Below are 23,418 nucleotides of genomic sequence, written 5' to 3'. Positions count from 1 at the left end.
GGGCCTTATTTATTGGGGGTGCGAGGGTGGATTATTCAATCATCGGGGCAATAGTTTCAGCGGTGGCAGCCATAAGCGGCATCATCATCGGGTGGCTTGGGCGATCCCGATCAGTTCGGCAGGACACGGTCGCAGAAGCGAGTCAGGATGCCCGTTTAATGCTCGACATGGAGTACATCAAGCGGGGTGTTGACGACGTGCGGCTGGAACAGCGGGCTCAGGGACAGCGCTTCGACCAACTGGCCGAACGCGTGACGCGGGTTGAGGAGTCGACAAAGCAAGCACATAAGCGAATCGATAAATTGGAGGCGGATGCGTAATGCCTGAAAATCAGCTTTTCACTTGGAGCGCCCTGGGCACGATGGCCGGGGCGTCTGTTTTTGTCTATTTCGTCGTACAGTACACCAAGGGGCTCGTCGATCGGTTTGTCAGCTGGCTGCCGACGGACCTGTACGCGGTCATCGTGGCATGGCTGGTGCTGACGTTGGCCCAGCTCGCCGTGGACAGCTCGAGCGCGGGAGACTGGCGCGTCTACGCGCTGGCGGTGGCCAACGCCTTCCTGGTTGCGGCGGCCGCCGGCCAGATGCAGAACAAAGCGCTGAACCCACCGGGGGCGTCGGCCGCCGACACGCAAGCGGACAAGCGCGAATATGATAAACAGGGGGATGGTGTCAATGGCTAAGACGATCGTAATTGACGCTGGCCACGGCGGGCGGGATCCCGGCGCCGTCGGAAACGGCTTGCAGGAAAAAGACATCACGTTACGGATCGCGCAGCTCGCGGCCGGCAAACTCGAGCGCTACGATGGCGCCCGCGTGCTGCTGACGCGTTCGATGGATACGTTTTTGGAGCTGTCTGAGCGGACCAGCTTTGCAAACCGCGCGAAGGCCGATGCGCTCGTCTCCGTCCACGTCAACGCTGGGGGAGGGGCTGGCGGCTTCGAATCCTTCGTTTATACAGGCGCGAGCGCGGCGTCGGCTGCGTTTCAAAATGTTCTGCACCGGGAAATCTGGCAGCGAATCAACCGGCTCGGCGTCGAGCGGGACCGCGGCCAGAAACGAGCAAACCTGCACATGTGCCGGGAATCCAATATGCCGGCCGTTTTGATCGAGTGCCTTTTCATCGATGTGGCAGCCGACGCCGCCAAGCTCCGGCGGGAGGACGTCCTGGACGCCTTCGCCGACGGGATCGTCGCGGGCATGGCGGCTTACCTCGGATTGCAGCTCAAGCAGGCGGCGGCCGCCGACGTCCCGGTCATCGTCAACGACAAGCTGGCCGGCCACGGCCGGGTGATCGACGGCCATGTCTATTTGCCGCTTCGCCAGCTCGGCGACGCCCTCGGCAAACCGGTCCACTGGGACAATGAGGCTAAGCTGCCGTATGTCGACGGCAAAGCTGTTGAGACGTTCTCCGTCGTCGACGGCATGACGTTCGTCGGTGTACGCGCGGCGGGGGAACTGCTGGGGGCCGAAGTGTACTGGCACGGCGGGGTTAAAAAAGTCTTCATTTATCAATAATAATCAGCCCGGGGGCTTCGGCTCTCGGGCTTTTATTTGTCAAACGAATGCCACTGATATATGAGTTAGATTGTACGAGGTGCCAATATTGGGGACTTTGACCTACAAGGATGTTCTATAAATTTTTGCTGTGGGAATAAAAAATTAATCAATAAAGACAAATTACGACAACATTCGACATTACGTTGGTGTATTATGGAATCAAATTAGTTTTAACCTCTTGTTTTGATCTAACCAGAATATCCTTATTTAATTTGGGTAATGAATGTAGCAATCCAAATTTAAGGAGTGGTGAGATCATGGGAGTCATTATAGATTTTAAAAGAAGGGTGAGGAAAATGGTCACCATTCACGATGTGGCAAAAACGTTCTTAAACATGGAATCAATGTCTCCAAAAAAACTTCAGAAGCTTTGCTTCTACGCTTACTCTTGGTACCTATACTATTTCGAAAAACCACTCTTTGACAATAGGTTTCAGGCATGGGTGCATGGGCCAGTTGATCCGAGCCTTTACCACACTTACAAAGAATTTGGGTGGTCGGCTATCCCACGTGAGGCTACCGTCCCAAATGTAATAACAAATGATGCAGAGGTATATGAATTCCTTGAATCGCTTTACGAATCTTACGGCCACTTGGATGCTGATGAACTTGAAGCCTTAACTCATGATCAAATTCCTTGGAAAAGGGCAAGAGCTGGTCTTCAACCTTTCCAAGCATCAAATTCACCGATTAAAGATAAGGATATTATTGAACAGGTTAGGATGGAATTGGGAAATGCCTAATCCTAAAAGGGAGCACAAAGGATTTTCTATACCTAGACCGGAGGCCCCTTCTAAAAAGATGGGGTCTTTATTTTCAGAATCAGCTCAAAAGACATTGAACAGATACGCTGAAGAAAATGTAATATTTTCGTGGCAATTTTTTGATCGTGAACATAAGTATTTTAATTGTGGAAATGCTGATCAAGGATGGCTTCTCAATTGTTTAGAGACCATGAAAAAAGTCTCGGGAATGAAAGTAGTAGAATTTAAAGTTCATCGCCATAAACCGTTAAGAGTTCATCCCCATAATTGGGATCATGTGAGTGCAAAATTTCCTCTTAATGATGAACTTTTTAAACAAATTGAAAACGACGCATATCAATTTGCATTGTCTACTGCAAGAGGAAGGGTACACGGATTTTTAATTGACAACGTATTTTACATAGTATGGTTGGATCCAGATCATAATCTTTACCCTTCAAAGAAACACGGAGGAATAGTTAAATGCGACCCCCCCGATGACTGCTATGACTGTTATAGCGCTGAATTATTAGCATTAGAGGAAGAAAAAAACGAGATTTATTCAGAAATAGATAGGCACGCGCTGGAGATGGAACTAAAGACAAATAAGAATGATTTTTATTAAAGCAGGGAGGGATTTACCTTACTGCTTATTTTTTTATATGTATACAAACTTCCGTTTATTATTGTCTCAGTATCCATGTAAAAGTTAAGCTTGAAGATAGAAGTTATAGACTTCTCCACTCTTTAGTTCTACGCTAACAATATTTGCACCTGAAGAGATCCTGAATGATAACCAACTTACGTTTTCTTCAGTTTCTTTTTTAAGCAGTTCATGATCCATATTATGCCCTCCATTTTCGGGAAAACGGGATGTGACCGTCGAACTATTCGTTCTCCCGAGCTAGGTAATTTAACCCCTTTTATAATACGATGAATACCAAAATTATACGATAGGGAGCATAATGTGAGGTTAATTTTGTGAAAAGACTAGACTATAAATCGCACAAATTCCGGCGACCGCAGCAACCCGGCCCGCGTCCAATTTCGAAACTGGACAACGGCCTGAATGCTCGGCTCTAAATATACATAATTCCGATCCTCGCCCGTAACGATCGTCTTTGCGATCCCATAAAACGCCTGCCGGTGAACCGCCGGCACGGCCAGCTCAATGATTCCCACTCCTCGGCCATCAAGCTGCGCCAGCCATCCAAACTGATTTTTACGGTATCCGGCGATCCGGACCGTCGCATACTGGTAATTGATGATTTTGAGCCATTTCGGGCTGCGCTGGCTTACGTATGTGCTGTCCTTGCGTTTTGCGACAATGCCCTCCATATCCTTATCTTTGATCGCTTCGAATAATTTCCTTCCAGCGCCGTCCACGGCCAGCGTACGGCTGAAATACCGATTGTTTTGCAGCACGTCATCCAGCAGCGCCCGGCGCTCCGTCAGCGGCTTCGAGCGGACGTCCTGGCCTTTGTACCGCAATATGTCGAAAACGAAATAATGGACTGGCCGCCGGACGGACGCTTCCCGGATCGACATCGGCCGACTCATTCGAAACCGCTCCATGATCGATTCAAACTCGACCGCGCCACTCTCCGGATCCACGATCGCCACCTCCCCGTCTAGGACCGCGTCGGAGCTGTTCGCGATCGGTACGTCATGCAGCTCGGGATACTGGCGCGTGACCTCGTTTTCATGGCGCGTGTAGAGCCGGACGGCGCCGTCCTGGATGGACATGATCATCCGGTGGCCGTCGATCTTGGGCTCGAATATGTAGCGATCGTCGTCGAAAGGGGATTCGCGTTTTTCCAACAGCATGGGGGAGATAAACATAAGGCACACCGTCCGTATATCATTTTTGATATACCGATTGTATCACTCTGGGCATGGCTTTGACGGCGGTAAATGTTCCCTTACCTTTCTGCAGGACATTAAAAATCCCCGGCATAAAAGCCGGGGAGCATCATTATGATTCGCACGCGACACCGTCACCATCGCGGTCTAACTTTTTGCTGTATCCAGGATCGCCAACGTACAGCGGAGCTGCTCCAGCTTCTCTGGCAGCTTTGCACGTTTCGTAAACTACAGTTCCAGATTGTTGATTTGTTGGTTCACTCGGATCATTACCCGTCGATGTTTCCGGCTGGTTGGTCGTCGTCCCTGCTCCTCCGGATATCACGAACAAAACACGGGTACCGTCCGGATACTCCTCAAGTGCATTTCCGACCCAGGCACCCGCGCCGCGGTTGTCGGACGACTCAACGTAAGCGACATCCGCGCCGGTACCGCCCTCGGCACACATGGCCATTGGCCATTCGTCCCGATCGTATCCGTCCTTTGTCGGTATTCCCTTTAAGGACTCTTCTCGGTTTTCATCTGCGCCGTCGCGATCGATTGTACAGACCGCGGATTCACCTTTTGCAATCGCTGCTTTAATGTGGGCCGCCGTTTCAGGATAGCGGTCTGCGGGGAACGTGATGGTAACGTCGTATGTAATCTCGCCTTGGGTAATCGTGACCGTGTAAGTCTTCGGGTCATATTTGACGTCTGCGCCCAAAAGCTCAGACGCCGCGCGTACGGGAACGTACGTCGTGTTGCTCATCACTTTTGGCTCAACCTTGGCGATTGTGCCGTTGACGACAAGCGTCATTTTCGACGTTTTTTCGATCGTCGGGGTTGCGGTTTGTTGAGCACCTTTCGAGGTAATTACGACCGTTTTTGTGCTGGTTACATAATTTACATCCGCTCCGAGTAATTCAGCAGCTGCGCGGAGTGGGACATACGTAGTTCCGTCGATAGCTTTGACTTCGGCTGTTGACGTCTTGCCGTTGACTATGAGTGAAATCTTCGGAGCGGCGTTTGTGACGGTTGCAGAGAAAAGCGCGACAATAACAGATAAAATGGCAATTTTCCAGCGCTTCATTTTTCAACCTCCCATCATTTTTCCATCATTATCATACAATGGAATTCAAAACATGGCGATAGGAGGTAAACATATACTAATCACTCGTCGGTGTTATCGGCTGAAAATATTCCCTAATTGCCACGCTGATATAACAGGATCCCTTCCTTCAAAACACTTTCATAAATCTTGGACTTTTTGAAATCTTCATCCGTACAAATAATCAAGTCTAGATCAACTATAGGAAATTTACTTGAGTGCCGTCTTCCCGCTCGTATGTTTGACCGAATATCTTTACTATCCTCTTGCACTAAAATAAGGATATCAAAGTCGCTGCTGGCGCCTGAATCCCCGCGAGCTCGTGACCCGAACAATACGATCTTCTCAATATTTTCGGGGTCCCTCTCTGCATAGATGCCTGCTATGATTTTCGCCAACCTTAAATCTTCAGGCGAGGCTTTATTCGTACGCAGTTCAACGTCGCCTGAACTTAGGTCAACATAAAGATATCCCTCGTTCAGGCCATACTCGTTAAAAAGCTTTTGAAGCTTGTCTCTAATCTCCTGAGGTACCTTTTCGATTCCCATAATACCACCCCATTCTACGTTTCTCATGCGGGACAGGCTCAATACCCAACTCGGGTTGACAAAATATAACTAATGGGATATTCTACAGGTAGGTCGCCCGTGGTGAGCGGGTGTGGATTGAAGCATATAATTTATTAAGTGTATTCACGGCTAAAAACCGTGTGGATTGAAATAATTTTTTTCAAGTCATTTCAAAAGAGCAGCGGCCTTTCGGGGTCACTGCTCTTTTTCGTACTCGGATAATTCTTCGAAGATTTCTTCCGGAAGCCCACCAACCCATATACGTTTGGCGTATTCAAGGCCGCCATCGACGGTCACCGCGCCGCAGTTGCAGCGGGCAATCTGGTGCAACGATGTGGAGTCGACGACATCCCCGCACCGAAGGCATCGTACCGCATTACGCCTGAGCCTGCTCAAGGTGCGTCATCTCCTTGTGTCGCCGGGCATAATAGTCCTGGCACCGCAGGCAATGCTCCGGCTTGCCCCGGCGTGTCATTCGCGGTTCGATCCATACGTTGCCGCATTGCGGACAATTCCCGGCGCGTTTATTCGATGCCCGCTTGTGGGCCTTGTGATCCCGGTACCGACATCGATCAGAGCAGAAATAATGATCGTCCCGTAATGGGATAAACGATTTATCGCAGGAATTGGATTTGCAAACTCGCGTTTTCATTTCAATCCACGCTTTCAGGCTCGGGCGCCGCCGCCTCGGCAAGATGGGATAAAACTCGCGGGAGGGCGTCAAATCGCTTTTGTCCGACGGCTTTTAACTGTCCTGTCGCGATGCAGAGCAGATCATAGTCGTTGGTGCGTATGGCCCGCTCGAGGTTGCGGATAAGCTCGTCGTGATCCTCTTTCCAGTTCTGCGCCCAATCAAGGGCGATTGCCTTTTTGGACTCCGGCGATTGAGCCCTTTTTAAGCGCTGACCTATCGATTTATGATTTTGTTTCATCCCGTCTCATCTCCTTTTATCGTATTTTACCAGCAAAGCAAAAAGGGGCCAAGTAGCCCCTTGAAAATCAGACTATTTCCGGCATGAGCTTTTCGGCAAGCGCCTTGAGGGGCGCAAACCGTTTATCCTCCAAAAGATCATCATTCCCGGACCGGAGGATCTCGTCGAGCGCCTCCCGATCCGTGGCGATCAGGCCATAATCGCGCTCGCCCTCCCATTGCGTTCCGTAAATCAGCACAAACCGCCCGTCCTGCAAGCGGGTAATGCCGAGATGACGGCCGACGCCGCCGTTTTGCCAGTTGCTTCCGTTCCAGCGATCGAGCCGCTCGTTATAGCGGACCCGGGAAATGACATCGCGGTCGCAAACATTGTTATAAACAGGTACTTTGTACATTTCATGACCTCCAATTATGGTATGATGGAGGCGAGGCCGGCCGCAATCCGGCACTCGCCAAAAAGTCCTACTCTGACGGGGTGGGGCTTTTTTTATGCAGGCAGCTCGACAACCCGCAGCGGCTTGTCCGCGATGACGATCCGCTCCGCCAGCTCGTCACCTGCCAGGTCGCCGTCCTTTGTGTGGTCAAACCCGCGGATGGTGACGGCCGTGTACGCGTCCGCAGCGGTGATGAGATATGGCGGTAACGTGCCGACGACGTGCTTGCCGGCGATTTGGTCAGCCGTCACGGATTCCAGCACGTCAGCGCCTGGGTAGCGTTCAAGCAGCAGGGCGACCGTACCGGCATGCCGCGAGACGATAACCACGTCGGCGCCGTATGTGTTGTCGATCGCCAGAATCACATAGCGCCGGACATCCGGATCCGCTGCGACGATCTCCTCCGTCGTGTTGTAGACGGTCCCGCGCGCCAGTTGCAGCGCGTAATATTCCGCCACGCCTTGCTCCGCCAGCACCGACGGCGCGAGCGACGACAGGACAGCCTCCTCGGTTCCGAGGGAGTGTGTGGACAGCCCCGAGATGGCGGCGAAACCGGAAGCGACGACTTTTTTGGATGCGAGCAGTTGAGAGAGTTTCATAATATGTCATTCCTCCAATAATGTATTCCTGCCCTGCGGACAGGTTGAGCGGAGCGCCGGTTGCCCGGCGGTCCCGGCTTGCACGGGACAGTCCCTAGCCCTGTCAGTAGCTCAAAATTGCCTTGATGTGCGTAACCCCCGGAGGAAGCTTAGAAAGGTCGATGGTGACCTCGCCATCTTCCATCACGTCACCGTCTTCGGCTTCCTCGATTTCGACGGTCTGTCCGGATTCGTCCGGTTCTTCGTAATCGAAAAACTCCTGCAGCTCCTCCGGAATGTCCAAGCCCGCATCTTCCAGAGCTTTGTAGGCGGCGACTTTCTTCCGATACTCCTCGGTCGGGGCTTTGATGCCCCGAAAATAAACGTTTACGCTCATTTCGTGTGCCTCCTGTCCGCCGCCTCCTATGGGCTGTCGCGGTATTTGATTTTCAAAGAGTGATCTATGTAATGGCCAGCCCGGCCGGGCCAGCTCGTAGCGGGATCCCGCGACGCCCCGGAGGGCGTTTCGGCCGGTTCCCATCCGGCCATCGTCAGGCGGGGTTATTTTTGTGCCAATTTGCGGATTTCGTCCAACTCTTCCGGCGTGAAGAGCACCAGCACTTCCTTTCGCTTTTTATTGAGGTCGGAAGCTTTGTGCCCGGCCCTCTCCATCTCGATCAACTCTTTCGGGCCGAGAGGGTTGGTCTTCGAGCGCTCCAACATTTCGTGGAAGACTTTTGCCGCCGCGTTCATTTCGTTTACCAACTTGATTACTTCTTCGTAGCTCGGTTTGTTCATTTGCATCGTCTCCTTTGTTCTTTATGATTCTATTATATACTTATATAAGTATATGGTCAAGTAGTTTTATGCTGCATATTTTCCCGCACCAAGCGCGGCTTTTGCGGCTGCTTTATCCTCGAAAATCTCAACCACCGATCCGCCGGCGACTTGGAAGAATGTCCGGTGCGATTGGTAGCTCTTTGCCACGCTGTCGGCCTCATAGATGCCGTCGACCAACTGGCTCAAATTGTACTCTTTGTAGCCGTTACCGGACCGATTGGTGTTGTCAGCGCTGGCACGGACGAACTCACGTTCAAGGTCGAAGCGTGCGCCCGGCGCTGACAACGATACACGGGCCAGCCAGCCCTTGCTCCATCCACTGTGGGCCTCGGTCCGGATAACAGCCTCGTCGATCTTGCGGCAGCCGCGAACTAAGCTCAGACCGGATACGATCGCCTCAGCGACTTCTTCAACTGCGGGAGCTGGCGTCCGGGCTTCAACCCAGGCTTGGCGCAGGGCCAGCGCCAAGCAGGCGGCGTAATGGCCTTCGAATCCTTTTGCAAGTTCGTGTGCCCGTTTCATAATCGTTGCTTTCATCGTTCATCGCTCCCTTGTAATTTATATCTCAATTATATACTTATATAAGTATAGAGTCAACACTTTTTGTACTTGTATAAGTATATTTTTTTTGTTATGTTAAATAAGAACGAAGGAGGTCGATATGATGACCGGAAAAGCATCTACGCGGGCGAAGAACAAGTATAACGCCGCGAATTATGATAAATTCTTAGTCGTCACTCCGAAAGGAAAAAAAGACGACTACGCCGAGCACGCAAAAAAACACGGATATGCAAGCCTGAACTCGTTTGTCGTTCAAGCGATTGAGGAGAAAATCCAGCGGGAGGGAAGCGGAGATCATGAAACTGACCCATCTTGACTACGCCGTTGATGGTAATGTTGTTTATCCATTAATCCTGATCGATCAAGACTTATTCGACTACTTCGTCCAAGAGGACGCAGCTGGTCGAATCGAAATAAAGAACATCCCGCGCCGACGTAAAAAGAGAGGGGCCTGATCGCCCCTCTCCCTCGCCTTACTTGCTCTGCGCTTTACGAATGATATACTGATCGTAAGCGGCTTGTTCAGCGGCCGTCAGTCGGTAGGTTTTATCAATGTCTGCTACCGACTGCGAGAACACCTCTTCGGTGATGCGCCCCGTTTCCAGGCGATGACGCATCGTCTGCAAGAGGTGTTCTCTTTTTTGGAGTTTTTCAATTGCTCTAAATGCTTCTTTGCTCATTGTTTTTCTCACCTCCTTTCTATATTTTTATTATATACTTATATAAGTATAATGTCAAGCATTTTGTACTTATATAAGTATAAATCATAGTGCTAAATAGACAGACAAAACTCGTAATTACGGATATAATATGGGTGGACGATAGGAGGGAGGGGAAGATTTGAAACACCTTAACCATATAACCCTTAACACGGGCCATGTTCGAAAAACCTATCCGAACGAGGTTAACAAGGAGCTTTATTTCGTGCTTCAGCGGATCCTGCGGGATGCAACCAAGCCGGAAGGGGCGGTAATGTTTGACGGTTATCGAGTCAAGAGCATTCACGCCGACATGGCCACAATCGCAACTGTCTATGCCAGCGACGGCGCGCCGATCCTGACGACCGCTTGCAGCAAACTCGACAGCGGTGCAATCTGGCGTATGCTGCACGAGACGGCCGGCGAGCCGCTCGCCACAAAAGCGACTGATCCCGTACCGTTGCCGTACATTGCTGATCGGTTAGAGGTCAGCGCGGCTTTGCACATGGATGCGTTGGAATGGACAGGAGATTTTTCCCGGTGCTTCGGGTGGGCGACTTTATACCCAAGGGAGTTAAGATGATAAACTGAGCAGCTCAGAATTTTGAGACTGCTCTTTTTTTACCTCTTGAATAGGAACTTACGTTCGCAATATAATAAGAACAAGTGTTCTTGTTTGGAGGCGAACAGCATGATCGACAAATACGTTGGCCGGCTCGTCGAAATCATTTACCAGGACAGCAAAGGACTGATCACGCAGCGGATCGTCACGGTGCGATCGATTGGCGGCGGGTACGCCAGAGTTTACGACGCCGGCAAAAGGGCGTTTCGGACGCTAACCCTCGATCGCATCCTCGCCGTGCTGCCAGCTGACGGGAGGCGTGTGTCGTGAAGGACCCGAAGGGAGTCCCGACAATCGAAGAATGGGATATGATCCGGGATATGATCGTATTGCCCAACCTGGCCGTAATGCTCGAGCAGCAACGCCAAAAGATGGAGTATACGACACAACTGCTCAAGCCGCTTTATCAGGCTGCTACGGATGCGCTGATCTATGCAGTCAGCCGGGAACACTCCAAGCTCCGGATGGAGATGCAGCGCCGCAAAATCAAGGTGTGGGACGAGAGACAGGACAACGACATCATTTACGTGCAATACAACTGCCGGGGATACCAAAATGAGTTTGGGGTCACACGGGAGGTCGTAAAGACCGAGATGCGCCTGCGGCTGACCCAGCACATAGAGGAGATGGAGCGACGGCTGCAAGGCGATGGACGCTCCGGTTAAGAGCCGGGGCTCTTTATTTTACGCTGGGGGCGGATTGGGGACAAATTGGGGACAAAAGCTGCTCGTGACCCCCGAAATTCACTCGCATCTGCAAAGAACGATGAAAGAAAGACCCTTGATTTACAAGGGTCCCGAGGATTCAATCGGATTGAAAACGGCCAATATTTCACTTTGAGGGGGTAGCGCCCACAAAGCGTGCGGGTTCGAATCCCGCCGACCGCACCATACTTAAATCGATGAAATCCCTCGATACATAAGGGATTTTTATTTTTGTCATTTTACTGGAGCGGAAGGAGGAATGCTTTTCGGAGGCCGTTACACGCCAATTTTTAGTCACATACTTGTCTAAAGTTTCACTCCCTCTTCATCTGATTTTATTGATCCCCAAATCCCACTGTATGACTAATACATTTTTGACTCCCGGGTATGCTTTTATCGTCCACCTTTCCAACTTTTGAACACCTTGGTTAATGCATCGTTACACGTATCGGTCATCCCTTGCAATCAAGTGGGGGGCGGGCGAGATCGACTCGCGGCTGCAAAAGATCAATAACTGCCCCAAATATGCGTAGCCAACCGTGCAAGAGAAACCGGGGGAATTATCGAATGGATCGATTGGCGTACGCTCGGAACTCGGCTTACAAACTATATTTGAGTTGTCGTACGAATGCCATGTTAAAGTGGAGGATAAAAAGTTAGAATTGAACGGATAATTTCTGATTTTATCTTTTACTTGATGAACTGATTCAATTCAGAAAAAATGAGTGCGCGTTATGATGAAATAAACTGATTCAAAATTGTTGAAAATGGGGATAATTTAATTAACGAAAAGAGAAGTTAAAACCGGAACATCTCGAGTTACGTTGAATATGAATAAATATAATGAATTGTGAAATTTTTTTTACCACTATGCGAACCGATAAGTTTAGGGTAAGATATTGGTGTTGGCGTTGATCAGGAATTGACGACGAAAGGTGGCAACATTTATGGCTACCAAAAGCTTTACTTCAGAGTTCAAATTTAATCAGAAGTCCAGTTCGAAATTGGCCGATGCGATTGAAAAATCCAAAAGAGTGGATCATGAAATCAAGCTGACGGTTAATGATGTCGTGCGGACTGAAAAAATACAAAGAATTATGGAAGGCTTTTTGAAAGGGAAATAATGTCCTTAAATGTCATTTCCCTTAATGATATGATTAGATCAATACCAACAGAGGAGGATATTAAAAAACTCCTCTTTTCGTTCAGCACTTATAAAGCTCAAGATAGTTCTGGTGCCGAAGATGTAGAATATTTTTTGCATAATAAAGCCATTCAATTCGAAAAAATGGATTTGGCTAGGACTTATTTAGTTATGTCTACTTACAAATCTAATCCAGTTCTCGTCGGATATTTTTCTATTTCTAATAAACCTCTTTCAATTCCTAACAAACAATTTCGCAAACTAACAAATAGTATGCAAAAACGTTTAATGGGAATTGGGCATAAAACTGAGCAAAGTACCTTTATTATTAAAGGTTACCTTTTGGGGCAATTAGGAAAGAATTTTAGTGATGAAGCTCGCTCAGCTAATTGTTGTAGTGGTAATGATCTTCTCCAACTTGCTTATAGAAAGATTGCTGAGGCCCACCGTATTGTGGGCGGTCGTATATTATATCTAGAATGTGAGAACGTAGAAAAAATTATTAATTTTTATAAAGCAAATGGATTTAATCTGATTGATGCGTTTGAAACAGAAAATGGATATTGCATGATGGTAAAACAATTAAAGGATATTTTATAAAAGCACGAGAGAGTAAGCCTCGTTGCTTTTTTTGCTTTACGTGTAAAAGGACGGTATCTGGTATGTAATGAACTATTCGATCGCACGGCGTCAAAAATGAAATCTAGTTCAGTCGTATTCAACAACAAACTGAGCAAATTTGGCAAGCGCAGATTTCCGCGTTCAATTCTTGAACGGACGACTGCTTGTATGCTAGATTGCAGATATATATAATCCTGATCTTCCCATATGAAGATCATTTTTTCGATCCCGTAGACGTCTGCACAGCTAGTCCAATTGACGAAGACAGGCGAGTCCTTATGTTTGAAATATGATCCAAAATACCGGACAAAGACCGCAGCGGCAAGTTTATTTATATTACGAATTTGGCGATTATCACGCAAATGCAATCCGCGCAAGAGCGCCATTCAATCGGGAGGGGGCGGGAGGCAATGGACATGACCGGGAAGATCTGTCTCGTAACGGGAGCGAATTCGGGAATCGGCAAGGCAACCGCTCTCGGACTCGCGAAATCCGGGGCGCATGTCGTCATGACGGCAAGGGACCGAAAGCGCGGGGAGGAAGCCAGAGAGGAGGTCATTCGGCTCAGCGGGAACCGGAAGGTCGAATTGCTGCTGGCGGATCTGACGGCCGGCGATGGCATCCGGTCTTTGGCAAGCCAGTATTTAAGCCGGCATGACAACCTGCACGTGCTGATCAATAATGCCGGCGGCGTTTTCAAAGATTATCGGAAAAACGCGGAGGGAATGGAGCTGACCTTTGCGTTGAACTATTATGCGCCGTTTCTTTTGACGCAGCTTTTGCTTGAAACGCTGAAGAAAAGTTCGCCCGCCCGCATTATAAACGTGGCTTCGGAAATGCAGGCCGTAAGCCTGGATTTCGAGAAATTGATCGATCCCGGCGACTATCGCGCAATGAACGTTTATCGCGCTGCCAAGCTGGCCGTCGTCATGTTCACTTACGCGCTTGCCCGCAAGCTGTCAGGCACGGCCGTAACGGTCAACGCGGTTCATCCCGGGGTGATCTATACGCCTCAATCTGCGCGAATGGTGCCGTCCTTTCTTCGGCCGCTCTTAAAGCTGTTTATGTCCGCTCCGGAAAAAGGGGCGCGGCCATCGCTGAGACTGGCTATGGATCCCTCCCTTGAAGGCGCGACGGGGCACTATTACAACAGAGAAACGAAAAAGCAAACGGGACCGTTTTCCTATGATATACAGCAGCAGGAGATGCTGTACGAACGCAGTTTGGCGTTGTGCGGACTCGGCTAGCCTTGTTCTCGATAGCAGCATCCTCGCCAAAAGTTTAAGAAAACTTTGGCGTTTTTTTGTGCGGAGACGCAGAAAAAAAGTTTCCGCGCATGGTAGAATAAACCGCATAGAGCTTAGACGGGTTAAGGAAACAGGTGAACGCATGCTGGATACGCTTCAGATCATGACGCTGCTGGAGCTGCCGAGGGTCGGAAAGGCCACGGTGCGTCAAATGCTGGGGCTGCTCGACGGTCCCGTGAACGATTTGCGCGATCTGTACGAAGCGATGCTTGCGTGCAAAAGCTGTCTGAAAAGACTGCCGGCGCCGGACTACGGCAGTCTCGCGTCGGCCCGCGAGCGGGCGGTCCGTCAATTGGAGCAATGCGCCGCTCTCGGAATACGGGCGCTCGGTTTTTTTGACGAGCCGTTTCCGGCAAGGCTCAAAACGATTCCCAAGCCCCCGGTTCTGCTGTACGCCAAGGGGAACATCGACTGCCTTCAGGCTCCAGCCTCGGCGGCGGTGGCGGGGACTCGCTCGCCGTCCGAGTACGGCGCCCGGATCGCGTTCAAATACGGCGAATACTTGGCTCGCAGCGGCTTGGCCGTCGTTAGCGGCCTGGCGCTTGGGTGCGATGAGCATGCGCATAGAGGCTGCCTTGCTGCCGGCGGCAGGACGGTGGCGGTGCTGGCTCACGGGCTCGACATGGTGTATCCGTTCCGAAATCGGGAACTGGCGCGCCAAATCGAGACCGGAAGCGGCTGCCTGCTTAGCGAGTACAAACTCGGATCGGTTCCGGAGAGCAACATGTACGTCGAACGGGACCGGTTGCAGGTCGGTCTTGCGGACGGGCTGATCGTCATCGAAACCGGCATAACCGGAGGAACGATGCATACCGTCGGCTTCTGTCTGGAACAGGGAAAAGGGCTGGGCTGCTTCGACCATCCGCGAAAGTTTTTAAAATCCAACGAAAAGGCTGCCGGCAACCGATACCTGATCGGGCAGGGCAAAGCGGTGCCTCTGTTTGATCGCGGCAGTCTGGATTCGTTCGTTGCGCATATTACTTCTAGGTGAAGACATGGAGGCGCTGCAATGCTCGGCAAATTGATCGGCGGGGCGATCGGAACGATATTCGGACCCGCAGGAACCGCGGCCGGGGTGGCGGTCGGCCATGCGCTGGACGCGTTGAACGGCAAGAGGAAAGAACGGACGTTGACGCCTTCTCCGCCCGAGGACATCGAAAAGCTGATCCGGGGGCCGTATTTTGCAAAAGGAGAAGCGTTTGCCCTATCTTTATATTTTCCGTTGACGGCCGATCGGGAACTCCATCATAACGATACGTTGACCAAGGCGATAATCGAAATGAAATACCATTATCGTCACGCCAATGCCGCTTTGTTCGCGGGAGCGGTTCAATGGTTCATCCTGAAAACGGGGATCCGCCGCGAAATCGACGGTATCGTCACATGCCCCGCCAGCCAAATCCGGGCGACGCAGCCGCTCGAGCTTATTGCGGAGAAGGTTTCCCAAAGCTTGTCGATTCCGTATTTCAAAGTGCTCGAAAAAAACGGGCAGGCGTCCAAAACTTCGGGTTCCGGGGAACGCAAGGCCTCGGCGGGCTCGATCCGTCTGACGGATTCGTCCGCAATCGTAAATAAACGGATCTTGCTTCTCGACGACATCATTACGACCGGCTATACGATGTCGGCTTCCAAGAAGCGTTTGCTGGAGGGCGGGGCCGCGGACGTTTTGGCGCTCGCCATTCTGTCGACCGCGGGGGAACATCCGCCTCAATTGCTGGAGCTCGGAGCGATAACCGCCGAAAGCGCGGGCATGCCCCTGACCCAAAGGGTCAAAGCCGGCGCGGTCGAACAATTTTATCTGTTCGATAACGGCAAGCTGAGAAAAGCGTATGCCCCGGAATACGGCGAGTATGTGAAGCAAAAGGCCAAAGAAGCGGAAGCGCGCGCCGAAAAGAGAAAGCAGGAAGAGGCGGAAAGAAAGGCCGAGGAGAAGCTGGAAACGCAGCGTCGCGCGGAACGGGAGCTCGACCGGCAAAGCCGCCTTGCGACGGCAGTGAGAACGGGAGACGAGCAGTCGTTTCGGCGGCTGATGGGCGAAGGAACCCGCCTTGCGGATTTCGAGCCTCTGATTCAGGCTCTCATGGCGAAGCACGATCGAATTGTGAAAGATTACATAAACGCGTGTCCGGAATCGTTGACGAACGAGGTTTTGTTTGCGGCGCTTGAGTCCGATTTCCCGGGAGAAATGCTTGAGAACAAGGTGAAGGCGTTCCATTCGAATAAGCGAAGAGAAGCGATCATTCAAGCCGTTCGCGAAGGACGAAGCAAGGCGGTTCGCAAAATGGCGGGCATGGGATTCAACTTGAACGTCCGCGACCCTATGGGCGACAGCCTGCTCGATATCGCAAGGAAAAAAGGATATGCGGAAATCGTCGAAATCCTGAAATCAAAGAAATGACAACCTTGCGCCGTACGCGCGAAAAAAACCGCCCGCACCCGGATTCAATACCGGATGCAGGCGGTTTGCGGGCGTCCGTCAGGAAACCAGCTTCAGCTCGCGCAGGCTTTTGATCGATAAGTACGCTTTCCCGTCGGCGTATTTAATGGTAATTTTTCCGCCGTCCGTCAACGAATGAACGGCTACGCCCGGAGAGGTGTCCAGCCGGAATTGCGGCACTTCGACGGTAATCCCGTTGCCGGACAAGGTGAGCCCGTTGTAAATGCTGTTTCCGCTGAGCTCGCCGACCTCCGCTTTTATCCCCAAAGCCTCCGTGTCGTCCAGCGCCACCCAATCCTGCGAGTCGATGCCTTCTTCCGTGCCGCCGCCCGCGGATGCGTCTCTGTCTTTCAGCGTAATCGTACCGTTCGCGTAGCCGACATCATAACCGAACAACTCCCCGGCTTCGCGGAGCGGAATATATGTCGTCCCGTCATAGGTCAAAGGATCGTTGGACAAGTCCGCCGTTTTTCCGTTTATTTTCACGACGAAATCGGGCCGCAGCAGCGCGGTTACTTCTTTCCATGCGGAGGCGCCGAACGCGGAGCCTGCCGTGGCGAGCAAAATGCCGGCAAGAACGCCGACAACGAGCATGCGTGCGGATTTCAACAAAATCAGCTCCTTTTTGCGGTGTGTTGTCCATTATACCACGACAGGCCATCGTTCGCCCTCCTACGTTCGTATGGAATCCGGCGATTCGGGACGGGGGTTACGGCCTAAAAAAGATAAAAGCATCGCGCCCTGTCGGCGCGATGCCCGATAAACCGTTTAAAACGAAAACTCAGTAGCCGCCGTAGCCTGCTTTGAGGATGATGACAAGCAGAACGAAGAGAACAAGAGCGAACGCGGCTGCGCCCATGCCGCCGTACTTGGGACCTTCGCAAGCAGCGCCTCCAACGGGATAACTCATGGCAATCACCACCGTTTGATTATTGTGAATGAATATCACCCTGTTAATCTATGTGCGGGGAAGCAGATCGACAGTACAGGCGCCCGGATCGGCAAATATCCGCGAGCGCACAAGCATTTTGGCCGAAAGAAGACAAGCGGGCGACGGAAAAAGATCCGATGAGAAAAATGTAAAAATAATGAAGGATCGTTCATATTCGCCTTTTTTTAAGGAAGCGCTAAGGTTTCGCGGGTACCGTTATCGTAGCGGGAGGGAGGCGATAGCTCAACCGGAGACTGCGGGAGCAACTCGCGACAATACATGCAAAAATTTCAAGGAGGTCATATCGGATGAAATTCAACAGATGGTCCATCATGTTGGCGTTGGCGGCTTTTCTGGCATTCGCCGCCGGCTGCTCGTCGAACGGCGATAACGGGAACGGCGGCAGCGTAACCGATACGGGCACGATACAAGAAGAAGCTCCGACGGATACGGGATTGGATGAGGAAACGGATATGGAGACGGAAGGCAGCCTGGATGACGGGGCTTCCGGCGAAGCGACGGACGGCGCGGCTGAAGGGACGGCCGGCGAAGGGGCCGCCGAACAAGACGCGGAAGCCGATGCCGGAGCGATCGGCGCAGGCGAGACGCCGGCGGAAGCGGGCGACCTGCCGGTTCAGGGCACGGATTCCGGCGTGACGGACGGCGTCACCTTGCCGGCCGCCGAATAAGCGTAAAGCCGCGAAGGCCGAAAAACGGAGAAACCCGAAGGCGTCACATCGCCTTCGGGCTTCTTTTATTGCGCTGCGAAATACGCGATAAACGCTTCGGCGTTTTGCTGATGTTCGGCGGTCGCGCGAATCGCCGCGATAAATTCGTTTCCGGTAATGCCGAGCGTTTCGCCGATCGGGGTATCGCTCAGATCGATGCCGTAGACGTGCTCTTCCGGTTGTTCATCTTCCTCGTTTAGGCCCGGCTCCAGCGTCTCCGCAACGGCGGCATCGGTATCCAGCAGCGGCCGGATCGCCTCGCCGGCGGCTTCCTCGAGCGGCAGGAACGCTTCCTGCTTGGCCAGCTTCGAAAAGTTGTCCCTGTCCAGAATGAATAAATCCGATTTATCGTCGATCATGGTGATCATGCTTTTTTGAATGAGGGCCATATCCTGCTCGCTGCGGATTTCGGAAGGCACGTAGGTCAGTCCGGCGATGACGCGCTGCCAATCGGGGAAAAGGGCGACGATATCTTCCGCGAGCGGCTCGGTATCGCTGCCGAAGCCCTCGCCGTAAAAATATTCGCCGAAAAACATGACCGACAGGCTCGCGGGAGGAAGGCTGGCGAGCCTACGCTGCTCCTCGCGGTGATCGATATAGCTGTTTATGCCGTAACCGATAAGAGCGAGCACGAGAATGGCGCCCAGGATATGAAACTTATAGTATTGGAAAAAGTGCTCCCGCTTCAGCTTTCGTTCGGCTTTCGCCTTGTTTTTGCCGTAGTGCTGCTCGATGTACGCCTGGCTTTCCTGCTCCTTCTCGTAATCGAGGATAAAGCGGTAGGCTCGGGTTATGGCATCCTCGTCGAGCCGTTCGCCGTCGGGAATTTCCGAGGCTTCTCGCATTTTCTGCGCCCGCAGCCGCCGCATCAGCAAGTAATAGCGGTGTTCCAGCTCTTCCTTCGTCGCATCCTCCGAAAGTCCCAGTACTTCGTAAGCCTGTTTCAAGCTTTCCATCGGGTCACCCTCTATTTTTCATGTTATAAATAAGTATACAATCTATAAAGCGGTTCCACAAATTCGCCGCCGAGGTTTGCGGAGCGGGCGGACGGGCGGGGGCGCAACCATCGGGGTCGGGAAAACGATGGGAACGACCGGATTGTTTCATGCCGAATGGCTGCAAGGGGAAATCCGGCCCCGGATTCAGGCTTGCGATGGCCGATCATCGCCACGATTCGACGGAAATGCATTGCCCTGCCCCGGGACCGGGCCGGGGCGGGCGCCGAAAGTTAGGCGGCGGTTTTTCTTCTTCAACGAGGGGTGAAATCGGTCCAGGAAGCGCCGCCGTCCTTCGTTCCGAGAAGGAGCGTCGACCCGGGCCGGTCGGGGGTCATGGCGACGATCCAACCGGTCTGCGGGTCGAGAAAGTCGGCATCCTCGACGCTGACGAGACGAGGATCTTCCAGCTTGACGAAGGTCGAGCCGCCGTCTGTCGTTTTCATCAAACCGCCTTCTACCGGGCCTGCGCCCGTCCGCAAAGGCACGTATCCGACGCGGGGCGAGACGAACGCAAGCTTGGCCGGATAGGGGCGAATGCCCGGCAGCTTGTCGCTGCGCAGCTTCCAGCGGACGCCGCCGTTGTCCGTCGCATACAGGAGCGATCCGCGCGTCTCGGGATTGACGAACAAGGCGAAGCCTTTGCCAGCGTCGACAAACTGCACGGCCGCGGGCGTCCATTCGCCGCCGAGCTTCGGGGCTCGGCGCTGAAGCGTCCAGCTCCGGCCGCCGTCCTTCGTTTTCCAGACGGCGGCGCGGCAATCCGCGTCGAAATCGGACGGAACGAGGCCGGGATCCGGGCATTCGGTTCCGAGCCGGCCGACGGCGTAGCCGGTGGCGGCGTCCGCGAATGAAATATGATAGGGCGCGGCTTCTTCGGCATTTTCGATCGAGGCGTCCAGCCAGGTTTTGCCGCCGTCGGTCGTTTTGCCGATCGCCGAGCGAACCCGAACGAATGCCGTGTCGCGGTCGACCGCCTGGATTTCGGCGTCGCCTCCGGCTCTCGGGTCCGCGACCGTCCACTGGCCGCGCCAGGACCGGCCGCCGTCTTCGGTGCGCAGGATCGTCATCCGGCCGCACAGAACGTCGCCGCCGGCTTGGTTGCATTCGCTCGGGCCGATTGCCCAGCCGTTTTTCTCGTCCGCGAACGAAAAGGTTGCCTCGCGCATTCCTTCTTCGATCGGAAAGGACGCCCACGTCCTCCCTCCGTCGGCGGTTCGCCACAGGCGGCTCGTCGCGTCTTCTTCGGCGGTTCCGGCAGCGAAGCCATGCTCGGAATCGACGAATTGGACGCGCGTCAGCCGCGGGGGGTGGCCGTTTCGGCGCCCGAGGGGGCGTTGGAAGCGGAAACGGAAGCGGAGGAAGCGGCTTGCGCCGCGACCGTCGAGGTTGAAGCGGAAGGGGCACAAACGAAAGCGAGCGCGGCCAGCAAGCAGCCGGCGATCGGGATTGCGGCATGTTTAAGCATGTTCATTTTCCTTTCCGCGCGGGGGCGCTCTGGGAATGGGGGATCGGGGGATCGCATTCGTTCCGCTATGTAGCTTTCCCAATAGGGAGTAAATTTTCCGTATTTTGTTCGTGGAAGCATTGACCGTCAACGGAAGCCGTGGTAAAGTGGAAATACGTTGAATACGCTTGGCGGAAGCACCGCAATTTCCGATGATCTCGCATCGGGGGTTGCGGTTTTTTGCGTTTTCCGCAAGACGAAGGGAGGGACTTGTTTGCTGCGATTGGTGTTGGCCGCGCCCGAGCTGCAGTATGTCGACAAGCTTTCTCGCTATTTGCGCGAGAGCGAGCCGAGGTGGCGGATCGCGACGTTTACGCAAGAAATCGCGCTGCTTCGCCATCTGGAAGAACGTCCGGAACCGGAGCTGCTGCTGCTTCATTCTTCGTTTATCCGGGAGCTCCGGGCGAAGGCCGATATGGGGAGATGGGGCGACCGGATCGTTGCCCTGGCGGAGGCCGAAGGGGAGGGCGAAGGGGCTCCCGAAATCGCGGCCTACCAGCCTTTGTCCCGCATTCGCGCCGAGCTGACGGCGTTCGCGCGCGGCGGAAAAGAGAAAGGGGGCGGGTCAATCGAAGGCGCGTCGTTGCTCACGGTGTTTTCGGCTTCCGGCGGCTGCGGGAAAACGGCGCTGGCGCTCAACATCGCGAGATTGGCGGGCGAGCGGGGGAAGCGGGTTTTTTATTTGAATCTGGAAGCTCTGAACGCATCGGACGTTTTATGGCGCGGCGGAGAGCCCGACAGCTTGTCGAGGCTGCTGTACGCGATGCGCGCCCGGCCGGACCGGGGGGCGGAGGAGTGGGGCCGCCTCAGAAGAAACGACGAGCGTTTGCGGTTCGATTACCTGGACGCTCCGGATCATCCGGGCGAGCGGCTTGCGATGTCCGCGGAGCAGCTTCGCGAGCTGGTCGCCGCCATCCGGTCGCACGGCAAATACGACCTGATCGTGGCCGATCCCGACTGCGGGTGCGGAGACTGGCATCTGGAGCTGCTTAACGCCAGCGACCGCGTGGCATGGATCGTGCTGGACGACGTCCTCAGCATGCGGAAGACGGAGAAGCTGGTCCGGCATTGGCGGGACAAGCTCCCGGCGGATCGCGGGCATACGGCTTTCGTGGTGAACAAATATTCCGGAGCGATGAGGAACGGTTGGCGGTTGCCGGGAGGAGAGCCGGCCGGCCGGCTCCCCTATATCCCGCAGTGGAAGACGGTGAACGATCCGGAACAATGGCTGGCTTCTCCGGTTTTCGGCGGAGCGGTCGACAAGCTTCTCGACGAGTGGGGATTTGCGAATTCCGGAGCGGGCAGCGTCGGCGGTGCGGGAAGGTGGTGACTTCGGGGCTGTCTTCCGCCGAGCTCGGCGAACTCCGCGAAGCGGTCCGCGCGCAGCTCGCCTGGGACGCCTCTTTGTCGGACGACGATCTGCGGGATTTGATCGAAAGGGAGCTGTTTCGGCACGAGAAGGCGAAAAGGATGACGGCCGCGGAACGGGCGGCGGCGGTAAGCCGGCTCTACCATTCGTTTCGGGGGCTGGACGCCCTTCAGCCGCTGCTCGACGATCCGGACGTTACGGAAATTATGATCAACGGGCACGGGGATATTTTCGTCGAGCGATTCGGGGAGCTGGCGCCCGCGGGCATCCAGTTCGAAAGCCGGGAGCGGCTGGAGGATTTGATTCAGGCGATGGTCGGCAGCGTCAATCGGATCGTGAACGAGTCGTCGCCGATCGTGGACGCGCGGTTGGACGACGGATCCCGGGTGCACGTCGTTCTCCCTCCGATTTCGCTTAAAGGTCCGATCGTGACCATCCGCCGGTTTCCCCGGCAGCCTCCCGCCATGGCCGATCTGGTCGCCCGCGGCTCCGTCAGCGAGGAGGCGGCCGATTTGCTCCGGCGCCTGGTGCGGGCGAAGTACAACATCTTTATCAGCGGCGGGACCGGCTCCGGGAAAACGACGTTCCTGAACGCCCTTGCGCAATGGATTCCGGAGGACGAGCGCATCATTACGATCGAGGACGCCGCCGAGCTGCAAATTCGCGGCGTGCCCAATCTGGTGTCGCTCGAAACCCGTAACGCCAATACCGAGGGCAAGGGCCGCATCGGGATGCGCGAGCTGATCCGGGCTTCGCTGCGGATGCGGCCGAACCGGATCATTGTCGGCGAAGTTCGCGGGGAGGAGGCGCTCGATATGCTGCAGGCGATGAATACGGGGCATGAGGGAAGCTTGAGCACCGGTCATAGCAACGGCGCCCGCGACATGCTGTCGAGGCTCGAAACGATGGTGCTCAGCGGCGCGGATTTGCCCGTCCCGGTCGTTCGGCAGCAAATCGCTTCCGCGATCGATATCGTCGTTCATTTGAGCCGGTTTCGGGACCGTTCCCGGAGGGTGGCCGAAATATGCGAAATGGAGGGCATGAAGGACGGGGAGGTGAAGCTGCGCACGCTGTTTCGGTTCGAGGAAGGAACGGAAGGAGGAGGCCCGAAGGAGGGGATGCTTGCGCGAATCGCCCCGTTGGCGAACGTGCGGAAGCTGAGGTTTGCCGGAATCGAGGAAGGAGAGTGA

At 53.7% G+C, this 23,418-nt stretch carries 35 protein-coding genes and 2 pseudogenes; 19 read left to right on the top strand and 18 right to left on the bottom strand.

The window, feature by feature from the left end; genetic code table 11:
- Positions 1–26 precede the first annotated feature (26 nt).
- The 5 genes from JW799_RS01840 (at position 27) to JW799_RS01820 (ending at position 2,927) form a co-directional block, all read left to right on the top strand.
- On the top strand, positions 27–320 hold the full coding sequence (locus tag JW799_RS01840) for a hypothetical protein (protein WP_205428443.1): 294 nt from the start codon (positions 27–29) through the stop codon (positions 318–320).
- Positions 320–682 (top strand): hypothetical protein, encoded by a 363-nt coding sequence (locus JW799_RS01835; RefSeq protein WP_240353122.1) that lies wholly within the window; start codon positions 320–322, stop codon positions 680–682. The genes JW799_RS01840 and JW799_RS01835 overlap by 1 nt, the downstream gene beginning before the upstream one ends.
- On the top strand, positions 675–1,517 hold the full coding sequence (locus JW799_RS01830; RefSeq protein WP_205428442.1) for an N-acetylmuramoyl-L-alanine amidase: 843 nt from the start codon (positions 675–677) through the stop codon (positions 1,515–1,517). The genes JW799_RS01835 and JW799_RS01830 overlap by 8 nt, the downstream gene beginning before the upstream one ends.
- Positions 1,518–1,816: 299 nt before the next feature.
- Entirely contained in the window at positions 1,817–2,302 is a 486-nt protein-coding gene (locus JW799_RS01825) for a Panacea domain-containing protein (RefSeq protein ID WP_205428439.1), read from the top strand.
- A complete protein-coding gene (locus JW799_RS01820) occupies positions 2,295–2,927 on the top strand; it encodes a hypothetical protein (protein WP_205428436.1) in 633 nt (210 codons plus the stop codon). Before JW799_RS01825 ends, JW799_RS01820 begins: the two co-directional genes overlap by 8 nt.
- An 84-nt stretch (positions 2,928–3,011) precedes the next feature.
- Here JW799_RS01820 and JW799_RS29140 read toward each other — a convergent pair whose 3' ends face one another.
- The 13 genes and pseudogenes from JW799_RS29140 to JW799_RS01775 all read right to left on the bottom strand — a co-directional run bounded on the left by JW799_RS29140 (position 3,012) and on the right by JW799_RS01775 (position 9,141).
- Positions 3,012–3,146 (bottom strand): hypothetical protein, encoded by a 135-nt coding sequence (locus tag JW799_RS29140; protein ID WP_275901428.1) that lies wholly within the window; start codon positions 3,144–3,146, stop codon positions 3,012–3,014.
- Between the two features lie 146 nt (positions 3,147–3,292).
- Positions 3,293–4,144 carry an ATP-dependent DNA ligase gene (locus tag JW799_RS01815; protein WP_205428434.1) on the bottom strand — a complete coding sequence of 284 codons (852 nt, stop codon included), beginning with the start codon at positions 4,142–4,144 and terminating at the stop codon, positions 3,293–3,295.
- Between the two features lie 133 nt (positions 4,145–4,277).
- Positions 4,278–4,490 (bottom strand): excalibur calcium-binding domain-containing protein, encoded by a 213-nt coding sequence (locus JW799_RS28205; RefSeq protein ID WP_338026339.1) that lies wholly within the window; start codon positions 4,488–4,490, stop codon positions 4,278–4,280.
- Positions 4,485–4,961 (bottom strand): annotated as a pseudogene (locus JW799_RS29905) (stalk domain-containing protein); the annotation flags it as partial. The gene JW799_RS28205 and the pseudogene JW799_RS29905, both read right to left, overlap by 6 nt.
- 39 nt (positions 4,962–5,000) lie before the next feature.
- Positions 5,001–5,234, bottom strand: a pseudogene (locus tag JW799_RS29900) (stalk domain-containing protein); the annotation flags it as partial.
- A 113-nt stretch (positions 5,235–5,347) separates the two neighbouring features.
- On the bottom strand, positions 5,348–5,800 hold the full coding sequence (locus JW799_RS01805; RefSeq protein ID WP_205428432.1) for a nucleotidyltransferase domain-containing protein: 453 nt from the start codon (positions 5,798–5,800) through the stop codon (positions 5,348–5,350).
- A 216-nt stretch (positions 5,801–6,016) separates the two neighbouring features.
- Positions 6,017–6,217 (bottom strand): DUF7695 domain-containing protein, encoded by a 201-nt coding sequence (locus JW799_RS29895; protein ID WP_420830595.1) that lies wholly within the window; start codon positions 6,215–6,217, stop codon positions 6,017–6,019.
- Between the two features lie 257 nt (positions 6,218–6,474).
- Complete coding sequence (locus tag JW799_RS01800) at positions 6,475–6,753, bottom strand: hypothetical protein (RefSeq protein ID WP_205428430.1); 279 nt, start codon at positions 6,751–6,753, stop codon at positions 6,475–6,477.
- A gap of 67 nt (positions 6,754–6,820) precedes the next feature.
- A complete protein-coding gene (locus JW799_RS01795) occupies positions 6,821–7,147 on the bottom strand; it encodes a hypothetical protein (protein ID WP_205428428.1) in 327 nt (108 codons plus the stop codon).
- A 92-nt stretch (positions 7,148–7,239) separates the two neighbouring features.
- Positions 7,240–7,785: a hypothetical protein gene (locus JW799_RS01790; protein ID WP_205428426.1), complete on the bottom strand. Its 546-nt coding sequence runs from the start codon at positions 7,783–7,785 to the stop codon at positions 7,240–7,242.
- 103 nt (positions 7,786–7,888) lie between these two features.
- A complete protein-coding gene (locus tag JW799_RS01785) occupies positions 7,889–8,161 on the bottom strand; it encodes a hypothetical protein (RefSeq protein ID WP_205428424.1) in 273 nt (90 codons plus the stop codon).
- Positions 8,162–8,325: 164 nt separating this feature from the next.
- A complete protein-coding gene (locus tag JW799_RS01780; protein ID WP_205428422.1) occupies positions 8,326–8,562 on the bottom strand; it encodes a hypothetical protein in 237 nt (78 codons plus the stop codon).
- Between the two features lie 66 nt (positions 8,563–8,628).
- A complete protein-coding gene (locus JW799_RS01775; protein ID WP_205428420.1) occupies positions 8,629–9,141 on the bottom strand; it encodes a CBM20 domain-containing protein in 513 nt (170 codons plus the stop codon).
- A gap of 127 nt (positions 9,142–9,268) precedes the next feature.
- On the opposite strand from JW799_RS01775, the gene JW799_RS01770 reads away from it, so the two are divergent.
- Positions 9,269–9,481, top strand: a complete 213-nt coding sequence (locus JW799_RS01770) for a YlcI/YnfO family protein (protein WP_240353121.1) — start codon at positions 9,269–9,271, stop codon at positions 9,479–9,481.
- Positions 9,462–9,620 (top strand): hypothetical protein, encoded by a 159-nt coding sequence (locus JW799_RS01765; RefSeq protein WP_205428416.1) that lies wholly within the window; start codon positions 9,462–9,464, stop codon positions 9,618–9,620. The genes JW799_RS01770 and JW799_RS01765 overlap by 20 nt, the downstream gene beginning before the upstream one ends.
- A gap of 18 nt (positions 9,621–9,638) precedes the next feature.
- Here JW799_RS01765 and JW799_RS01760 read toward each other — a convergent pair whose 3' ends face one another.
- The gene (locus tag JW799_RS01760; protein WP_205428414.1) at positions 9,639–9,845 is read right to left on the bottom strand and encodes a hypothetical protein; all 207 of its coding nucleotides are present in this window, start codon (positions 9,843–9,845) and stop codon (positions 9,639–9,641) included.
- A gap of 160 nt (positions 9,846–10,005) precedes the next feature.
- On the opposite strand from JW799_RS01760, the gene JW799_RS01755 reads away from it, so the two are divergent.
- The 8 genes from JW799_RS01755 (at position 10,006) to JW799_RS01720 (ending at position 16,659) form a co-directional block, all read left to right on the top strand.
- Positions 10,006–10,446: a hypothetical protein gene (locus JW799_RS01755; RefSeq protein ID WP_205428412.1), complete on the top strand. Its 441-nt coding sequence runs from the start codon at positions 10,006–10,008 to the stop codon at positions 10,444–10,446.
- A 108-nt stretch (positions 10,447–10,554) separates the two neighbouring features.
- Positions 10,555–10,755, top strand: a complete 201-nt coding sequence (locus JW799_RS01750) for a hypothetical protein (protein WP_205428410.1) — start codon at positions 10,555–10,557, stop codon at positions 10,753–10,755.
- Entirely contained in the window at positions 10,752–11,150 is a 399-nt protein-coding gene (locus JW799_RS01745; protein ID WP_205428408.1) for a YhjD family protein, read from the top strand. Before JW799_RS01750 ends, JW799_RS01745 begins: the two co-directional genes overlap by 4 nt.
- A 986-nt stretch (positions 11,151–12,136) precedes the next feature.
- Positions 12,137–12,313: a hypothetical protein gene (locus tag JW799_RS01740; protein WP_176220781.1), complete on the top strand. Its 177-nt coding sequence runs from the start codon at positions 12,137–12,139 to the stop codon at positions 12,311–12,313.
- The gene (locus JW799_RS01735) at positions 12,313–12,933 is read left to right on the top strand and encodes a GNAT family acetyltransferase (protein WP_080836282.1); all 621 of its coding nucleotides are present in this window, start codon (positions 12,313–12,315) and stop codon (positions 12,931–12,933) included. The genes JW799_RS01740 and JW799_RS01735 overlap by 1 nt, the downstream gene beginning before the upstream one ends.
- A 437-nt stretch (positions 12,934–13,370) precedes the next feature.
- Complete coding sequence (locus JW799_RS01730) at positions 13,371–14,201, top strand: SDR family NAD(P)-dependent oxidoreductase (protein ID WP_205428406.1); 831 nt, start codon at positions 13,371–13,373, stop codon at positions 14,199–14,201.
- Between the two features lie 142 nt (positions 14,202–14,343).
- Positions 14,344–15,252 carry a DNA-processing protein DprA gene (locus tag JW799_RS01725; protein WP_176220782.1) on the top strand — a complete coding sequence of 303 codons (909 nt, stop codon included), beginning with the start codon at positions 14,344–14,346 and terminating at the stop codon, positions 15,250–15,252.
- Between the two features lie 18 nt (positions 15,253–15,270).
- A complete protein-coding gene (locus JW799_RS01720) occupies positions 15,271–16,659 on the top strand; it encodes a ComF family protein (protein ID WP_205428405.1) in 1,389 nt (462 codons plus the stop codon).
- A gap of 78 nt (positions 16,660–16,737) precedes the next feature.
- Here JW799_RS01720 and JW799_RS01715 read toward each other — a convergent pair whose 3' ends face one another.
- Positions 16,738–17,307 carry a stalk domain-containing protein gene (locus tag JW799_RS01715; protein WP_080836288.1) on the bottom strand — a complete coding sequence of 190 codons (570 nt, stop codon included), beginning with the start codon at positions 17,305–17,307 and terminating at the stop codon, positions 16,738–16,740.
- Between the two features lie 172 nt (positions 17,308–17,479).
- Positions 17,480–17,608 carry a sporulation protein YjcZ gene (locus JW799_RS01710; protein WP_080836291.1) on the bottom strand — a complete coding sequence of 43 codons (129 nt, stop codon included), beginning with the start codon at positions 17,606–17,608 and terminating at the stop codon, positions 17,480–17,482.
- A gap of 329 nt (positions 17,609–17,937) precedes the next feature.
- On the opposite strand from JW799_RS01710, the gene JW799_RS01705 reads away from it, so the two are divergent.
- Entirely contained in the window at positions 17,938–18,318 is a 381-nt protein-coding gene (locus JW799_RS01705; RefSeq protein WP_205428404.1) for a hypothetical protein, read from the top strand.
- Positions 18,319–18,383: 65 nt separating this feature from the next.
- Here the strand turns inward: JW799_RS01705 and JW799_RS01700 are convergent, their stop codons facing one another.
- Positions 18,384–19,313: a J domain-containing protein gene (locus JW799_RS01700; RefSeq protein WP_205428403.1), complete on the bottom strand. Its 930-nt coding sequence runs from the start codon at positions 19,311–19,313 to the stop codon at positions 18,384–18,386.
- Between the two features lie 293 nt (positions 19,314–19,606).
- Positions 19,607–20,653: a WD40/YVTN/BNR-like repeat-containing protein gene (locus tag JW799_RS01695; protein WP_240353468.1), complete on the bottom strand. Its 1,047-nt coding sequence runs from the start codon at positions 20,651–20,653 to the stop codon at positions 19,607–19,609.
- Here JW799_RS01695 and JW799_RS28190 point away from each other — a divergent pair.
- The 3 genes from JW799_RS28190 to JW799_RS01685 all read left to right on the top strand — a co-directional run bounded on the left by JW799_RS28190 (position 20,621) and on the right by JW799_RS01685 (position 23,418).
- Complete coding sequence (locus JW799_RS28190; protein ID WP_240353886.1) at positions 20,621–20,893, top strand: hypothetical protein; 273 nt, start codon at positions 20,621–20,623, stop codon at positions 20,891–20,893. The genes JW799_RS01695 and JW799_RS28190 overlap by 33 nt on opposite strands.
- A gap of 180 nt (positions 20,894–21,073) precedes the next feature.
- Positions 21,074–22,189 carry a P-loop NTPase family protein gene (locus JW799_RS01690; protein WP_205428401.1) on the top strand — a complete coding sequence of 372 codons (1,116 nt, stop codon included), beginning with the start codon at positions 21,074–21,076 and terminating at the stop codon, positions 22,187–22,189.
- Positions 22,183–23,418 (top strand): TadA family conjugal transfer-associated ATPase, encoded by a 1,236-nt coding sequence (locus tag JW799_RS01685; RefSeq protein ID WP_245809743.1) that lies wholly within the window; start codon positions 22,183–22,185, stop codon positions 23,416–23,418. Before JW799_RS01690 ends, JW799_RS01685 begins: the two co-directional genes overlap by 7 nt.

Source organism: Cohnella algarum (assembly GCF_016937515.1).
Classification (GTDB): Bacteria; Bacillota; Bacilli; order Paenibacillales; family Paenibacillaceae; genus Cohnella; species Cohnella algarum.
The sequence above is the reverse complement of the archived record's forward strand: the minus strand, read 5'-3'. Positions and strand labels throughout refer to the sequence as shown.

Excerpts from the sequence above, each read along its gene's own strand:
- JW799_RS01735 (WP_080836282.1), top strand. The coding sequence starts at position 12,313 with ATGTCCTTAAATGTCATTTCCCTTAATGATATGATTAGATCAATACCA.
- JW799_RS01815 (WP_205428434.1), bottom strand. The coding sequence starts at position 4,144 with ATGTTTATCTCCCCCATGCTGTTGGAAAAACGCGAATCCCCTTTCGAC.
- JW799_RS01835 (WP_240353122.1), top strand. The coding sequence starts at position 320 with ATGCCTGAAAATCAGCTTTTCACTTGGAGCGCCCTGGGCACGATGGCC.
- JW799_RS01760 (WP_205428414.1), bottom strand. The coding sequence starts at position 9,845 with ATGAGCAAAGAAGCATTTAGAGCAATTGAAAAACTCCAAAAAAGAGAA.
- JW799_RS01700 (WP_205428403.1), bottom strand. The coding sequence starts at position 19,313 with ATGGAAAGCTTGAAACAGGCTTACGAAGTACTGGGACTTTCGGAGGAT.
- JW799_RS01770 (WP_240353121.1), top strand. The coding sequence starts at position 9,269 with ATGACCGGAAAAGCATCTACGCGGGCGAAGAACAAGTATAACGCCGCG.
- JW799_RS01750 (WP_205428410.1), top strand. The coding sequence starts at position 10,555 with ATGATCGACAAATACGTTGGCCGGCTCGTCGAAATCATTTACCAGGAC.
- JW799_RS01765 (WP_205428416.1), top strand. The coding sequence starts at position 9,462 with ATGAAACTGACCCATCTTGACTACGCCGTTGATGGTAATGTTGTTTAT.
- JW799_RS01780 (WP_205428422.1), bottom strand. The coding sequence starts at position 8,562 with ATGAACAAACCGAGCTACGAAGAAGTAATCAAGTTGGTAAACGAAATG.
- JW799_RS01730 (WP_205428406.1), top strand. The coding sequence starts at position 13,371 with ATGACCGGGAAGATCTGTCTCGTAACGGGAGCGAATTCGGGAATCGGC.
- JW799_RS29140 (WP_275901428.1), bottom strand. The coding sequence starts at position 3,146 with ATGGATCATGAACTGCTTAAAAAAGAAACTGAAGAAAACGTAAGTTGG.
- JW799_RS01800 (WP_205428430.1), bottom strand. The coding sequence starts at position 6,753 with ATGAAACAAAATCATAAATCGATAGGTCAGCGCTTAAAAAGGGCTCAA.
- JW799_RS01820 (WP_205428436.1), top strand. The coding sequence starts at position 2,295 with ATGCCTAATCCTAAAAGGGAGCACAAAGGATTTTCTATACCTAGACCG.
- JW799_RS01710 (WP_080836291.1), bottom strand. The coding sequence starts at position 17,608 with ATGAGTTATCCCGTTGGAGGCGCTGCTTGCGAAGGTCCCAAGTACGGC.
- JW799_RS01725 (WP_176220782.1), top strand. The coding sequence starts at position 14,344 with ATGCTGGATACGCTTCAGATCATGACGCTGCTGGAGCTGCCGAGGGTC.
- JW799_RS28190 (WP_240353886.1), top strand. The coding sequence starts at position 20,621 with ATGCTCGGAATCGACGAATTGGACGCGCGTCAGCCGCGGGGGGTGGCC.
- JW799_RS01785 (WP_205428424.1), bottom strand. The coding sequence starts at position 8,161 with ATGAGCGTAAACGTTTATTTTCGGGGCATCAAAGCCCCGACCGAGGAG.
- JW799_RS01805 (WP_205428432.1), bottom strand. The coding sequence starts at position 5,800 with ATGGGAATCGAAAAGGTACCTCAGGAGATTAGAGACAAGCTTCAAAAG.
- JW799_RS01740 (WP_176220781.1), top strand. The coding sequence starts at position 12,137 with ATGGCTACCAAAAGCTTTACTTCAGAGTTCAAATTTAATCAGAAGTCC.
- JW799_RS01705 (WP_205428404.1), top strand. The coding sequence starts at position 17,938 with ATGAAATTCAACAGATGGTCCATCATGTTGGCGTTGGCGGCTTTTCTG.
- JW799_RS01790 (WP_205428426.1), bottom strand. The coding sequence starts at position 7,785 with ATGAAACTCTCTCAACTGCTCGCATCCAAAAAAGTCGTCGCTTCCGGT.
- JW799_RS01795 (WP_205428428.1), bottom strand. The coding sequence starts at position 7,147 with ATGTACAAAGTACCTGTTTATAACAATGTTTGCGACCGCGATGTCATT.
- JW799_RS01830 (WP_205428442.1), top strand. The coding sequence starts at position 675 with ATGGCTAAGACGATCGTAATTGACGCTGGCCACGGCGGGCGGGATCCC.
- JW799_RS01720 (WP_205428405.1), top strand. The coding sequence starts at position 15,271 with ATGCTCGGCAAATTGATCGGCGGGGCGATCGGAACGATATTCGGACCC.
- JW799_RS01775 (WP_205428420.1), bottom strand. The coding sequence starts at position 9,141 with ATGAAAGCAACGATTATGAAACGGGCACACGAACTTGCAAAAGGATTC.
- JW799_RS01825 (WP_205428439.1), top strand. The coding sequence starts at position 1,817 with ATGGGAGTCATTATAGATTTTAAAAGAAGGGTGAGGAAAATGGTCACC.